The 12,943-nt window shown below is 74.8% G+C and carries 9 protein-coding genes; 7 read left to right on the top strand and 2 right to left on the bottom strand.

The genetic code is table 11. From position 1 onward, the window contains the following. The first annotated feature begins 3 nt into the window (after nucleotides 1-3). A complete protein-coding gene (locus tag ACIPYQ_RS32555; RefSeq protein ID WP_401257683.1) occupies nucleotides 4-2,145 on the top strand; it encodes a bifunctional serine/threonine-protein kinase/ABC transporter substrate-binding protein in 2,142 nt (713 codons plus the stop codon). 19 nt (nucleotides 2,146-2,164) lie between these two features. Here the strand turns inward: ACIPYQ_RS32555 and ACIPYQ_RS32550 are convergent, their stop codons facing one another. Beyond that, the gene (locus ACIPYQ_RS32550) at nucleotides 2,165-2,785 is read right to left on the bottom strand and encodes an L-threonylcarbamoyladenylate synthase (protein WP_361755940.1); all 621 of its coding nucleotides are present in this window, start codon (nucleotides 2,783-2,785) and stop codon (nucleotides 2,165-2,167) included. Nucleotides 2,786-3,006: 221 nt separating this feature from the next. Between ACIPYQ_RS32550 and ACIPYQ_RS32545 the strand changes: the two genes are divergently transcribed. From ACIPYQ_RS32545 to ACIPYQ_RS32520, 6 genes are all read left to right on the top strand, one after another. Continuing rightward, entirely contained in the window at nucleotides 3,007-5,091 is a 2,085-nt protein-coding gene (locus tag ACIPYQ_RS32545; protein ID WP_401257681.1) for a SpoIIE family protein phosphatase, read from the top strand. Nucleotides 5,092-5,178: 87 nt separating this feature from the next. After that, a complete protein-coding gene (locus tag ACIPYQ_RS32540) occupies nucleotides 5,179-6,468 on the top strand; it encodes a serine hydrolase domain-containing protein (RefSeq protein WP_401257680.1) in 1,290 nt (429 codons plus the stop codon). Nucleotides 6,469-6,527: 59 nt separating this feature from the next. Then, complete coding sequence (locus ACIPYQ_RS32535; RefSeq protein ID WP_361755931.1) at nucleotides 6,528-7,052, top strand: GNAT family N-acetyltransferase; 525 nt, start codon at nucleotides 6,528-6,530, stop codon at nucleotides 7,050-7,052. 51 nt (nucleotides 7,053-7,103) lie between these two features. Further along, complete coding sequence (locus ACIPYQ_RS32530; protein ID WP_401257679.1) at nucleotides 7,104-7,892, top strand: class I SAM-dependent methyltransferase; 789 nt, start codon at nucleotides 7,104-7,106, stop codon at nucleotides 7,890-7,892. Nucleotides 7,893-8,114: 222 nt separating this feature from the next. After that, complete coding sequence (locus tag ACIPYQ_RS32525) at nucleotides 8,115-9,104, top strand: low temperature requirement protein A (protein WP_401257771.1); 990 nt, start codon at nucleotides 8,115-8,117, stop codon at nucleotides 9,102-9,104. A 45-nt stretch (nucleotides 9,105-9,149) separates the two neighbouring features. Next, the gene (locus ACIPYQ_RS32520) at nucleotides 9,150-9,548 is read left to right on the top strand and encodes a DUF4440 domain-containing protein (protein WP_361755925.1); all 399 of its coding nucleotides are present in this window, start codon (nucleotides 9,150-9,152) and stop codon (nucleotides 9,546-9,548) included. A gap of 31 nt (nucleotides 9,549-9,579) precedes the next feature. Here ACIPYQ_RS32520 and ACIPYQ_RS32515 read toward each other — a convergent pair whose 3' ends face one another. After that, complete coding sequence (locus ACIPYQ_RS32515) at nucleotides 9,580-12,810, bottom strand: amidohydrolase family protein (RefSeq protein WP_401257770.1); 3,231 nt, start codon at nucleotides 12,808-12,810, stop codon at nucleotides 9,580-9,582. Nucleotides 12,811-12,943 lie beyond the last annotated feature (133 nt).

The raw sequence follows: 12,943 nt of genomic DNA, 5'->3' as shown, positions 1-12,943 counted from the left end.
CGGATGCGCCCCCTCATCCCAGCCGATCCGGCCGCGATCGGCGGCAACAGGCTGCTGGGACGGCTCGGTTCGGGCGGCATGGGCACGGTGTACCTCGCGCGCTCCGCCACGGGCACCCTGGTGGCGGTCAAGGTCATCCGCGCCGACCACGCCTCCAATCCGGACTTCCGCCTCCGCTTCCGCCGCGAGGTGGAGGCCGCCGGGCAGCTGACCGGGCGCTGGGTGGTCCCGGTGGTCGCCGCCGACGCGGAGGCGCGCGAGCCGTGGCTCGCCACCCCGTTCGTCCCCGGGCCCGCCCTGTCCGAGGCGGTGGCGGGGTACGGTCCGCTGCCCGTCCGGGCCGTACGGACCCTGGGCGCACGGCTCGCCGAGGCGCTCGCGCAGGTGCACGCCGCCGGGCTGGTCCACCGCGACGTCAAACCGGGCAACATCCTCCTCGCCCCCGACGGGCCCCGGCTGATCGACTTCGGGATCGCCCGCGCCGAGGGGGCCGACACGCTCACGGCCGTGGACGCCGTCATCGGCACGCCCGGATACCTGGCCCCGGAACAGGCCCGGACGGGCGGCGCCGCCGCGGGCGCCGCGAGCGACGTGTTCTCCCTCGGCTGCGTCCTGGCGTACGCGGCGACCGGTCACGGCCCGTTCGGCGGCGGGCACGCCGCCGCCGTGGTCTACCGCACGGTCCACGACGAGCCCGAACTCACCGGACTTCCCGGGGAGCTGCTCGAACCGGTGCTGGCCTGCCTGGCGAAGGACCCGGCCGCCCGGCCGACCCCGGCCCGGCTGAGCGCCCTCCTCGGAGACGACCCCTCCGGCGCGGACGCCGAGGACTGGCTGCCGCCCCCGCTGTCCCGCCTCATAGCCGAACGCTCCACCAGGGCCCTGGACCTGCCCGCCCCGGAGCCGACCCGCATCGACGCGCCGCGGACGCCCGTACGGGGCCTCACGCGCAGGCGGCTGCTCGCGGCCGGCGCGGGCCTGGCCGCCGTCGGCGCACCGACTGCCTGGTTCGCCACCCGGGGGAAGGCGCGCGGCGCGGCGCCGCCGCCGGCCCGCGAACTCGCCACCCTCACCCTCGCTCTGCAGGCCGACCTGACCGGGCCGGGGAAGGAGAGCGGCCAGGCCCACGAGCGCGGCATGAAACTGGCCGTGGAGCGGCACAACGGCCGCAAGGACGCCGCGTTCCGGCTGGCCCTGCGCGTCGCCGACGACGGCGGGGACCCGACGCGCGCCGCGCAAGTGGTCAAGGAGCTGGCCGCCGACCCCACGGTGGCCGCACTCACCGGCCCCACCTGGGACGCGGCCGTGCCCGAGCTGGCCACCGCCTGCGCCGCGGCCGATCTCGCCCTGGTGCTGGTGTCCGTCGACAGCTCGGAGACCGCCCAGTCGCAGTGGCGGACCCTGTGCGCCACCCGCCCGGCCGGGGACCGCTTCGCCCTCCCGGTGATCGACTACCTCAGCCGGATCCGGCCCGTCCGGCACACGGGCCTGGTCGACGACGCCGAAGGCGGCGAGCCCACCTGGCCGTTCGTGCGCACCCTGCGGCAGAGCCCGCCCTCGATGGGCACGCTCACCGTCCACCGGATCCCGGTCGGCGGCTCCGACTTCGCGGGCGCCGCACGCGCCCTGACCGAGGCCCGGGCCGAGGCCGTCGTCTACGCCGGCACCTCACCGCAGCGCGCGGCCCGACTGGCCCGCGCCCTGACCGAGGCCGGATTCCAGGGCCCGCGCGTGGGCCTCCAGCACGTCATGGAACCGGCCTTCCTCGCGGACGCCGGGCCGGCGGCCGAAGGCTGGGTGTTCAGCGCCCTCTTCACCGACCCGCTGGCCGTCCCCGCCGCCGCCGAGTTCGTCGGGGCCCACCGCACCGCGCACGGGGCGCCGCCCGGCCGCTGGGCCACCGAGGCGTACGACGCCGTGGGCCTGCTGGCCGCGGCCCTGACCGGCCTGGACGAGGAGGGGCGGGGCCGCGCCGGCCTGACCCGGCGGATCTTCCGGACGACCCACCAGGGCCTGGCCAAGCCGCTCGCCTTCGACACGGGCACCCACGTCCTGACCGGAGAGCGCATCGCCCATCTCTACCGGGCCGAATCCGGCGCCTACCGGTACCTGGGCCTCTACCGGGACGTGCGCCCCTCCGCGTGAGCGCCCGGACCCGGTGCGGCTACTCGAACCGTGCCGGGTCGCCGGCGCCCCGCCGTACGATCTCGGCCTCGCCGCCGGAGAAGTCGATGACCGTGGTCGGCTCGGTGCCGCAGTCGCCCGAGTCCAGCACGGCGTCCACCTCGTGGTCGAGCCGCTCCTTGATCTCCCAGCCCTGCGTCATCGGCTCGGCCTCGTCGGGCAGCAGCAGGGTGCTGGAGAGCAGCGGCTCACCGAGCTCCTCGAGCAGGGCCTGCGTGACGACGTGGTCGGGAATCCGGACTCCGACCGTCTTCTTCTTCGGGTGCAGCAACTGGCGCGGCACCTCCGACGTCGCGGGGAGGATGAAGGTGTAACTGCCGGGTGTCGCCGCCTTGATCGCGCGGAACACGTCGTTGTCGATCTGGACGAACCGGCCCATCTGCGCGAAGTTCTGGCACACCAGGGTGAAGTGGTGACGGTCGTCGAGGTTCCGGATCGACCGGATCCGGCTGATGCCGTCACGGTTGCCGAGCTGGCAGCCCAGCGCGAAGCAGGAGTCTGTCGGGTACGCGACGAGCGCGCCGGAGCGGATGATGTCGGCCACGTTGCCGATCGTGCGACGCTGAGGATTCTCGGGGTGCACGTCGAAGTATTTCGCCATCCGCCGAGCCTACGTGGTCCCGGCGCCGGCGCCCGGGCCGCGGTGAATCGCAGATGCGCGCGCTGAGTGAACCGATCCCGGCCGATGACCACCACCCGGCCGGGCGGCGCTCCGGACGCTGCCGGGAGGGTTCCGGGGCACGATGAGAGGTAGCCGTGCGCCCCGGGCCGCCCCTGGGCGGGTGGGCGCCGGGCCGAGGGTGCCGGAAGGGAGCGTCCCCGATGGGTTCGATCGACGGGTTGGGGGCCGGTGGGGCCGGACGGGCCGAGGTCGGGCTCGCCGCGCCCAGCGGGCTGCTCGACGTCCTGAACGTCGCGGCGGTCGTCCTCGACTCCGAAGGACGGGTCGCCCTGTGGAGCCCCCAGGCCGAGCAGCTGTTCGGCTGGTCGGCCGAGGAGGCGCTCGGCCGCCCCGCCGCCCAGCTGCTGGCCTCCAAGGACCACGTCGGGCTGGTCACCGAGCTCTTCGCACGCGTCATGGGCGGCGCGGGGGACTGGGCGGGCGCCTTCCCGGTGCACCACAAGGACGGCGGTACGCGCCTGGTGGAATTTCGCAACATGCGACTGCTCGACGAGCACGGCGAGCTGTACGCCCTCGGCATCGCCACCGACCGTACCCGGCTGCGGCAGCTGGAGCGGGACCTCGCCCTCTCCGCACGCCTGGTGGCCCAGTCCCCGATCGGGCTCGCGGTCCTGGACACGGAACTGCGCTACGTCCTGGTCAACCCGACCCTGGAGCGGATCAACGGGCTGCCCGCCGCCCAGCACATCGGCCGGGGCGTCCGCGAGGCCCTGTCCTTCCTCGACGACGCGGAGGCCGCCGAGTCGGCCATGCGCCAGGTCCTGGCGACCGGCACCCCGCTGCTCGAACAGTTCACGGCCGGCCGGACCCACGGCGGGGAGCGCGAACACGCCTGGTCGGTGTCCTACTACCGGCTGGAGGACGCCACCGGACGGGTCCTCGGCCTGGCCACCTCCGTGGTCGACGTCACCCAGAGTCACCAGGCGGCCCTGGAGATCGCCCGCAGCCGCCGGCGCCTCGCCCTGATCGCCGACGCCACCGTCCGCATCGGCACCACCCTCGACCTGGACCAGACCGCCCGCGAGCTCGCCGACGTCGTCGTGCCGGAGCTCGCCGACATCGCCGCCGTCGACATCCTCGACTCCGTCCTCGAAGGCCGGCCGACCCTGCGGTCGTCCGCCCACGAGCCCGCCGTGTTCCGTGCCCTGGCCGTCGCGTCCGCCTTCCCCAGCGAGGCCGTCCGCGCCGCGGACCCGCCGGGCGACATCGCCGCGTACGCCGCGGACCGGCTGGTCACCCAGTCCGTGACGACCGGCCACCCGGTGCTGGTGGCCCACGTGCACGCCCAGGACATCTCGCGCATCGCCCGCGACAGCACCGCCGCCACCCTCCTGACCCGCGCCGGCCTGCGCTCGTACCTGGCCGTGCCGCTCATCGCCCGCGGCGAGGTCCTCGGCGCCCTCGACCTCAAACGCACCCGCAACCCGCTGCCCTTCAACGACGACGACATCGTGCTCGCCGGCGAACTGGCGGCCCGCGCCGCCGTGTGCATCGACAACGCCCGCTGGTACCGCAACGCACACCACACCGCGCTCGCCCTCCAGCACCACCTCCTCCCGCACCACCCGCCGCCCACACCCGGCCTGGAGGTCGCCTCCCGCTACCGGCCCGCCGCGGCCAGCAGCGAGATCGGCGGCGACTGGTTCGACGCCATCGCCGGCCCGGACGACACCACCGTCCTGGTGATCGGCGACGTCATGGGCAGCGGCATCAACGCCGCCGCCAGCATGGGACAGCTGCGCACCGCGACCCGCACCCTCGCCGAACTCGCCCTCGACCCGCCCCAGGTGCTCCAGCAGCTCGACCGCACCACCGCCGCCCTCGAAGAAACCATCGCCACCTGCGTCTACGTCGTCTACGACCCGCACCGCGCCACGTGCCGGGTGGCCGTCGCCGGACACCTGCCGCCCGTCCTCATCCGCGCCGGCCGCGCCCCGGAACTCCTCGACCTGCCCACCGGCGCGCCGCTGGGCGTGGGCGGCATCCCCTTCGAGGCCACGACCGTGGCCATGGAGCCCGGCGACCAACTCGTGCTCTACACCGACGGCCTGGTCGAGACCCGCGACCAGCCCATCGACGAACGCCTCGACCTCCTCCTGGACCTGCTCGCCGACACCGGCCGCCCGCTGGAGGAGACCTGCGACCGGCTCCTGGACTCCCTGCGCCGGCCGGACGACCACGACGACGTCGCCCTGGTCATCGCCCGCGCGCGGCCCCTGCAGTAGCGGACCGCTCGCCTCGCGGCCCGGCCGCCACGAGCCTAGGCTGATCGTGATCGCTGTGCCCTGACCCTGTACGGCAGGAGGCATCTGGTGACTCCGACGCACATACGGTTCCGCCGGGCGTGTGCGGCCGCCGCCGCAGCGGGTCTGCTCGTCGCCCCGGCCGTCGCGGGCTCCGCGTACGGCACGCCCGCCCCGGTACGGGCCGCCCCCGCCGCCCCGACCCCGGACGCCGACGGCGGCTTCCCCGTGCTCACGCCCGCCGTCGCGGCCCAACTCGACGCCGCCGTGCGCAAGGTCATGAACGAGGCGCAGGTGCCGGGCGTGATCGTGGGGCTGTGGGCACCCGGCAAGGGCAGCTACGTGAGGGCCTTCGGCGTGGCCGACAAGGCGACCGGCGCACCCATGCGGACCGACTTCAACAGCCGCATCGGCAGCCTGACCAAGACGTTCACGGTCACCGCCCTCCTCCAGCTGGTCGACCAGGGCAAGGTCGGCCTGGACGACCCGATCGGCGACTACATCGGCGGCGTACCGAACGGGGACCGCATCACCCTGCGCGAACTGGCCGGCATGCGCAGCGGGCTCTTCAACTACAGCGAGGACCCGGACTTCGACAAGGCGTTCACCACCGACCCCGATCGCCCCTTCTCGCCCCAGCAGTTGCTGGCGTACTCCTTCAAGCACCCGGTCCAGTTCGAGCCGAACGCGCAGTTCGAGTACTCCAACACCAACCTGATCCTGCTCGGCCTGCTGATCGAGAAGGTCACCGGCAGGCCGCTCGACGAGGTCATCGACCAGGACGTCGTCGGGCCGGCCGGACTGCGCCGCACGCTCTTCCCGACCGGCGCGGAATTCCCCGAACCGCACGCGCAGGGCTACACGGACCAGACGGCCTCCGGCAAGATCGAGGACGCCACCGACTGGGACCCGTCCTGGGCCTGGGCCGCGGGCGCGATGATCTCCGACCTCCAGAACCTGCGCAGCTGGGCACGGACCCTCGCCACGGGCACGCTGCTGACGTCCGCCACACAGGCCCAGCGCCTGAAGACCACCTCGCTCGGCATTCCCGGCGCCGGCTACGGACTGGGCCTCTTCAACGTCCAGGGCTGGATCGGGCACAACGGCTCGCTCCCGGGCTACGAGAGCCTGGGCGTCTACCTGCCGCAGGAGCAGGCGACCCTGGTGGTCATCCTCAACACCGACGTCCTGCACGACGGCCAGGAGCCCAGCACCCTCTTCGGCGAGGCGATCACCAGCATCGTGACGCCGGACCACGTGTACCCCGGCCACAAGCCGCCGGAATCCGAGTCGCCGGCGCCGAAGCCGTCCGCGCCCGAATCGTCGGCACCCGTGCAGCCCTCACCCACGTCCGGCTGAGGTCCACCCCCCGGCAGCACCGGATCGGGTCGGATGATCCGACTGTTAGGGTCCGAGGTATGCCAGAGCTCATCAACCCCACCCCGCGCCTGCACAGCTCCTGGCTCGCCGCACAGCTCGAAGCGGGCCCCGAGGCCCCCATGGACGGCGCCGGGCTCGGCTCCGACGACGACGTGGACAGCCCGGAGGGCTTCGCGGCCTGGGTGGACCGGCTGCACCGGTACGCGGACCGCACGCTGCCGGTCGAGCACGGCCGCGTGCACGCCACGTACTGGTGGATCGCCGACGGAGACACCTACCTCGGCGCCATAGACCTGCGCCACTACCTGAACGGTTTCCTGCTCGACGCGGGCGGCCACATCGGCTACAGCGTCCGCCCCTCGGCCCGCCGCCGCGGCCTGGCCACCTGGGCCCTCGCGGCCGTCCAGCACGAGGCCCGCCTGCTGGGCATGGACCGGGTACTGCTGACCTGCGACCCCGGCAACGAGGCGTCGATCCGCACGATCGAGGCCAACGGCGGCGTGCTGGAAGACGTCCGCGACACCCTCATCGGCCCCAAACGGCGCTACTGGATCAACCTCTAGCGGTCGTGTCGTAACAATGCCGTGCGGTCGTACTGGGTCGATAGTGGGGCTGTGAGCGACTGGTCGGAGGGACCCGGGCAGCGCGGCGCCGCAGAAGGCGCCGCCTGGTCCGGACGTGACGGCGCGCGGGCATTCGCGGCGGTGGAGGCGGCCACGGACTGGCTGCTCGGGTACCCGTTCGTCTTCCGGGCCCTGTCACGGATCGGCCCCGGCGCGGTCCTGGTGGACTACGGATGCGGGCCGGGCCAGGTGGCCGACCGCGCGGCCCGGCAGCTGGGGGCGCGGGTCATCGGGGTGGACACCTCCCCGGAGATGCTGGTGCTCGCCCGCGCCTCGGCCACCGCGGTGGCGGAGTACCACCTCGTGGAGAACGGCCGGGTGACCGGCCTCGCGGACGGCTGCGCGGACGCCGTCATGTGCAACCACGTGCTCGCGTCGCTGCCGACCGAGGACGCCGTGCTCGAGGTGTTCGGCGAGATCCGCCGCCTGCTGCGGCCGGACTCCCCCCTCGTGCTGCTGAGCACCGATCCCGCCTGCAACGGCACGGAGTACGCCTCGCTGCGGGTCGGCGAAACGGGCGAGGTGTACGGGCCGGGCGACGAGCTGACGGTACGGCTGCGGCGCACGGACGGATCCTGGCAGGAGATGCGCAACCACGCGTGGCCCGTCGGCTACTACCCGGGCCTGCTGGAGAGCGCCGGATTCCGGGACGTCGTCCAGCACCGGCCCACCGTGGACGAGGCGCTCACCGTCGCCGACCCGGACCTCGCGGCCGGCCGCGCGTGGCAGGCGGAGCGGGAGAGGCCGCCCCTGGTGATCACCAGGGCGCTGGCGGCCTGACCGGACGGACGGCCCATGGACGGGAGACGAGGCATGAGCGGCACCGGCCGCGGGTCCGCGGGCCTTGACCCCGGCCACGGCGACCCGGCCGGTCCGCGGTGAACGCGCAGGCCGCACCGCCCCCACCGCCGGCGTCGCCCGCACCGCCGGCCCGGGAGGACCGGCACGCCGGCTGGCTGGAACTGTTCTTCGACCTCGTCTTCGTCGCCTTCGCCGCCCAGCCTGACGGTCTCCGCGAACCTCTTCGAGGACGACGGCCCGCGCCGCCGCCTGCTCATGCTCTCGGCCATGTTCTGCCTCGCGGTGATGGCCGCCGCGGTGCCGGGCGCCGACGAAGACGGAAACCGCGCGGCGGCGTACGCGCTCGGCTACGCGGGCACCCGGCTGGTGCTGCTCGGGCTGTGGTGGCCGGCCACCCGCTTCCCCGCGGCCCTGCGCGTCCCGCGCTGGCGGCCCCTGAGCTACTGCCTGGTCTCCGCCGTGCTCTGGGCCGCGTCGGTCGCGGTGCCCCTGCCCTGGCGGTACGCCGTCTGGGCCGCGCTGCTCACCGCCGAGATCGTGCTGCTGCTGGGTTCCCGCGGCCGCGGGGTCCCCGGCCGCGTGCACACCGGACATCTGGTCGAGCGGGTCGGGCTGTTCGTCATCATCGTGCTCGGCGAATCGGTGATCGCCCTGGTGACCTCGGCCGACCACGTGTGGACGGCGCAGGCCGCAGTCGTGGCCGCACTGGGCTTCGTCCTGCTGGCCGCGCTCTGGTGGTCGTACTTCGACTTCGCCGCGACCTCGGCCGAGCTCGTCCTCGGATCGGCCGAGGGCAACCGGGCCTACCTCCTCGCCCGCGACGTGGGCGGCTTCCTGCACTTCTTCGTCACCGCCGCCGTCATCTGCATGGCCGCCGGGCTCGCCACCGCCGTCGAGGAGGCCGGCCACGCGCACCTGCCCCGCGGCGCGGTCTGGGCCCTCGCCGGCGGGCTCGCCCTCTACCACCTGGCCCACGCCGCCATCGCACTGCGCTTCGGCCGTCCCCTGCGATACGTCGCGACCTGGGCCCTGCCCGGAGTCGTCATTCCGCTGCTCGTCGTCCTCGGCACCGGTCACCTCACGCCCTGGCAGGTCGTCCTGCTGCTCGCCGCCGAGGCCATCGGCCACCTGCTGTACGCCAAGGCGATCGCCCGGCGCCGCAGCCGCGAGGCGCGCGGCCGGAACCCCTGAAAGCGGAGCGACGTCCGCCGCCCCCACGGGTGTTACTGTCGCGCCATGTCCAAGGCCGAGATAGACGTGGTGACCGCCGAATTCTTCGGCGCCTTCGACAACCGCGGCGGCAAGGCCGCCGACGTGGGACGGATCCGCCGGCTGATGCTGCCGGGCGGAGTCATCGTGAAGACCGGCCCGGACCTCACCTCCTACACCGTGGACGAGTTCGTCGAGCCGCGCCGGCTGTTGCTGTCCGGCGGCCGGCTGGCCGAGTTCTCCGAGTGGGAGACCTCGGAACGGACCGAGATCGCGGGAGACATCGCCTCGCGGTTCGGCGAGTACCGCAAGTCCGGGATCCTCGACGGCGAGCCGTTCGAGGGCGGCGGGACCAAGACCATCCAGTTCGTCCGGACCCCGGAGGGCTGGCGGATCGCCGCCTTCGCCTGGTTCGACCAGCCCTGACCGCGAACGCCGACGGCGCGTTCCGCCGACTTCAGCGGGTGTCCTCGGGGGCGGTGCAGCAGCCGTCCCGGAGCATCTGGTGGAGCACGGCCCGCCAGTCCCCGGGGGCAGCGTCCGGCGTCGCGCCGGACCGGGTGAAGGCGCGCTCCAGGGAGGGGCGTTCCCGCAGGACACCGGCCCGCACGGTCGCCCGTACGCGGATCAGGTCCGCGAAGTCGGTGAAGGGATCGCCGTCGACGAGGGTGAGGTCGGCGATCCTGCCCGGCTCGACCGTGCCCAGCCGGTCCGCGACGCCGAAGACCCGGGCCGGGGTCCGGGTCACCGTGGTCAGGGCCTCCGCCGGCGACATCCCGTACCGGTGCAGCGCGCGCAGGGCGAGGTGCAGGTGGAGCCCGACGGGGGTGAGCGGCGCATCGGTGCCCAGCGCGAGGCGGCCGCCCCCCTCGACGACACGCCGGTAGACGCCAACCTCCCGCTCCAGGACGGCGCTCTGCTCCGGGCTCGGCGGATGCGCGGCCGCGGCCCGGACCGCCTCCACGTCCCAGGGCGGCATCAGGGCCGTCACCCGGGGATCGGCGGCGAGCGCCGGATCGGCGCCGAGCAGCGGCAGCGCGGTGAAGGGGGTGGCGACGAGGTCGAAACCGCCGCGCGCGTACACCTCCACGGTGTCCTGGTACGTGTGGCCCCGCGGGGTCGCCCCGTGGCCGTACTCCGCGCGCTCGGTCGCCACCAGGTGCGTGGTCAGGTCCTGGCCGGCCTGGATGCCGGGGGCGCACAGGTGGGAGCCGGCCAGGACGCCGAGCCGGTCGTGGGCGAAGCGGGCCGCCTCGGCCATCAGCTCGTAGGGGGCGCGTACGTACGTCTTGACGAAGTCCCAGTCCAGCGCCTCGGCCCGGGCCAGCGAGCGGGCGAATCCCGCACGGGTGCGATGGGCGCGCCCCATGCTGTAGGCGACCCGCGAGCCGTCGAGGAGCTCCCCGCCGGCCAGCAGCCGCGGCGCGGCGAGCAGCCCCGCCCGGATGTCCTCGCGCAGCCGGGCCTGCTCGTAGGCCGAACCGCCCAGCGAGACCACGGTGGTGACCCCGTACGCGAGGTGCAGCACACCCTGGCGCGCCCCGTAGGTGTAGGGGTACGGATGGACGTGCGAGTCCCACAGGCCCGGCAGGACCGTGCCGCCGGAGGCGTCGACGGTGCGGGCGGCGCGGCGGCCCGGCCGGTGCGGCTCGACGGCGGTGATCCGGCCGTCGCTGACGAGGACGTCGACGTCGGCCCGGGGCGGGGAGCCGGTGGCGTCCCACAGCAGCCCCGCGTGCACGACGGTGTCGACGGGTGCGGGGCGCCGGTAGAAGAGGGAGACGGGCACGGTGCGGGCCGGCCCGGCGGGTGCGCCGGAGCCGTCCAGGGCGAGCAGGCGCAGCCGGGCGCAGGACTGGTAGAGCAGGGTGCGCGCATCCCCGGACCAGGAGGGGTGGTCGGCCGGCTCGTCGGTGAGGCGGCGGGCCGGGCCGGCGGGCGTGCCGTCGGGCCCGACGGGCAGCAGCCACAGGGCCGACTCGCTGACGCAGGCCAGGAAGCGGCCGTCGGGTGACCAGACGGGTCCGGAGGCGTAGCGGTCCGCGAGCGAGACGTGCGGGGCGAGCGCGTGCAGGCGGGCGGCGCCGGTGGCGGTGTCGACGATCCGGATGAGGTTGTAGCCCTCGCGGAAGCGCCGGCTGAGCCGGTTGCGGTCGCACAGGGCGAGGTGCCGGCCGTCGGGCGACCAGCTGGGCGGGCCGGGCAGTCCGCCGCCGCCCAGTGCCGGGACCAGCGGGGTCTCCGTCCCGGTCGCGAGATCGCGGACGAGGAGCCGCCCGGCCAGGTCCAGCGCGGCGAGCCGCTTCCCGTCCGGGGAGAGCGCCCCGTAGACCCGGCCGCCCGGCGCGAGCACGCTCTCCCGTCCGCCGTCGAGCTCCCGGCGGCGGACGGTGTTCAGGCCGTCGCGGTCGTCGGTGTAGACCAGCGCCCGGCCGTCCGGGGTCCACACCGGCCCCTGGACGTAGGCCGTGGCGGGGGCCTGGACGACCTTGCGCGGCGCCCCGCCGGCGACGGGTGCGGTCCACAGCGCGTTCAGCGCGGCGAAGGCCACGCTGCGGCCGTCGGGGGACAGGGCGGGCAGGTGGATGCCCCGGACCGGGCGGCTCCGCTCGGCCTCCAGTACGTACTCCTTGACCCGGTAGCGGGGGCGCGTGACGTCGAGCGTGGCATCGAGGGGGATCTCCCGGCCGTCGCCGCCGTCACGGTGCGGGCGGATCACCCGGAACCGGCCGTCGAGGGTGATCAGCAGCCCGTCGTCGCCGATCCAGCGCGGGGGAGCGGGCGCGAGGTCACCGTCGAGGGGGACCGGACGGCCGTCGGCGAACAGGGTCAGGTTCTCGGCCTTGCGGGGGCCGGGGGCCGCGGACAGCCAGGCGGTGCGGCCGGCCGGGGAGAGCGCGGGGGCCAGCAGCCGGCCGTCGGTGACGGTGTGCTCGATCCGTACGGTCCCGGTCCGGGGCCCGTCGCCGGGGTCGGCGGCGACGGAGGCGATGGTCCGGGCGGTCAGCGTGTCCCCGCCCGGCGTGCCGGCGGTCGAGGTGGCGCGGACGAACAGGACGCGGGAACCGTCGGGCGACCAGACGGGGTCGAAATCCTCCCACTCCCCGTCCTGGCCGGGCCCGTCCTGCCCGGGCAGGCCCGTCAGCCGGCGCGGGCGGCCACCGGTGACCGGGACGGCCCAGATCCGGTACGGGCTGCCGGCCACCGGATCACCGCCGCGCTCGGAACAGCAGGCGAGGGTGCGGCCGTCGGGCGACCAGGCCGGCGCGCGGTGATCGAAGGGACCGTCGGTGAGCCGGCGCAGACCGGAGCCGTCCGCGTTCATCACCCAGAGGTGGAAGACGCCCCCGCGGTAGGCGCTCATCGCGACCTGCCGGCCGTCGGGGGAGAACACCGGACGCCCGGGCTCCAGATCGGGCGGGGTGAGGGGAGTCGCGGGCCCGCCGTCCGGGGGCAGCGACCACAGGACGTTCTGCACCTCGGCGACGATCCGGTCCCCGCCGGCCGTGGCGGTCGCGGCTCCGTTGGTCGTACGGGTGAACCGCAGCGCGACCGGCGCCGCCGCGGCCGCGGAGTCCCGGGCAACGGCCTCGGGGTCCTGGGCACCGGCCGCGGGGGAACGGCCGAGCAGTGCCGCCGCGGCTCCCGCCGAAGCCGCCTGCAACACGGTCCTGCGCGCCACTCGCATTCCGACCACTCGCCTCACCTGTCGACGTACGCACCTGCCGAGGACCGCCCCGGACATCCCGTCAGCAAACCGAACGATCAAGACCCCCTCCGGGCAACGGCGCCACCGTCCGGGATAAATCGATTGATCCAGG

This window comes from Streptomyces sp. NPDC090045, from assembly GCF_044747975.1.
GTDB lineage: Bacteria > Actinomycetota > Actinomycetes > Streptomycetales > Streptomycetaceae > Streptomyces.
Note: the sequence above shows the minus strand (reverse complement) of the source record. Positions and strands in the feature narration are given on the sequence as shown.

Excerpts from the sequence above, each read along its gene's own strand:
- ACIPYQ_RS32555 (WP_401257683.1), top strand. The coding sequence starts at position 4 with ATGCGCCCCCTCATCCCAGCCGATCCGGCCGCGATCGGCGGCAACAGG.
- ACIPYQ_RS32550 (WP_361755940.1), bottom strand. The coding sequence starts at position 2,785 with ATGGCGAAATACTTCGACGTGCACCCCGAGAATCCTCAGCGTCGCACG.
- ACIPYQ_RS32545 (WP_401257681.1), top strand. The coding sequence starts at position 3,007 with ATGGGTTCGATCGACGGGTTGGGGGCCGGTGGGGCCGGACGGGCCGAG.
- ACIPYQ_RS32535 (WP_361755931.1), top strand. The coding sequence starts at position 6,528 with ATGCCAGAGCTCATCAACCCCACCCCGCGCCTGCACAGCTCCTGGCTC.
- ACIPYQ_RS32520 (WP_361755925.1), top strand. The coding sequence starts at position 9,150 with ATGTCCAAGGCCGAGATAGACGTGGTGACCGCCGAATTCTTCGGCGCC.
- ACIPYQ_RS32515 (WP_401257770.1), bottom strand. The coding sequence starts at position 12,810 with ATGCGAGTGGCGCGCAGGACCGTGTTGCAGGCGGCTTCGGCGGGAGCC.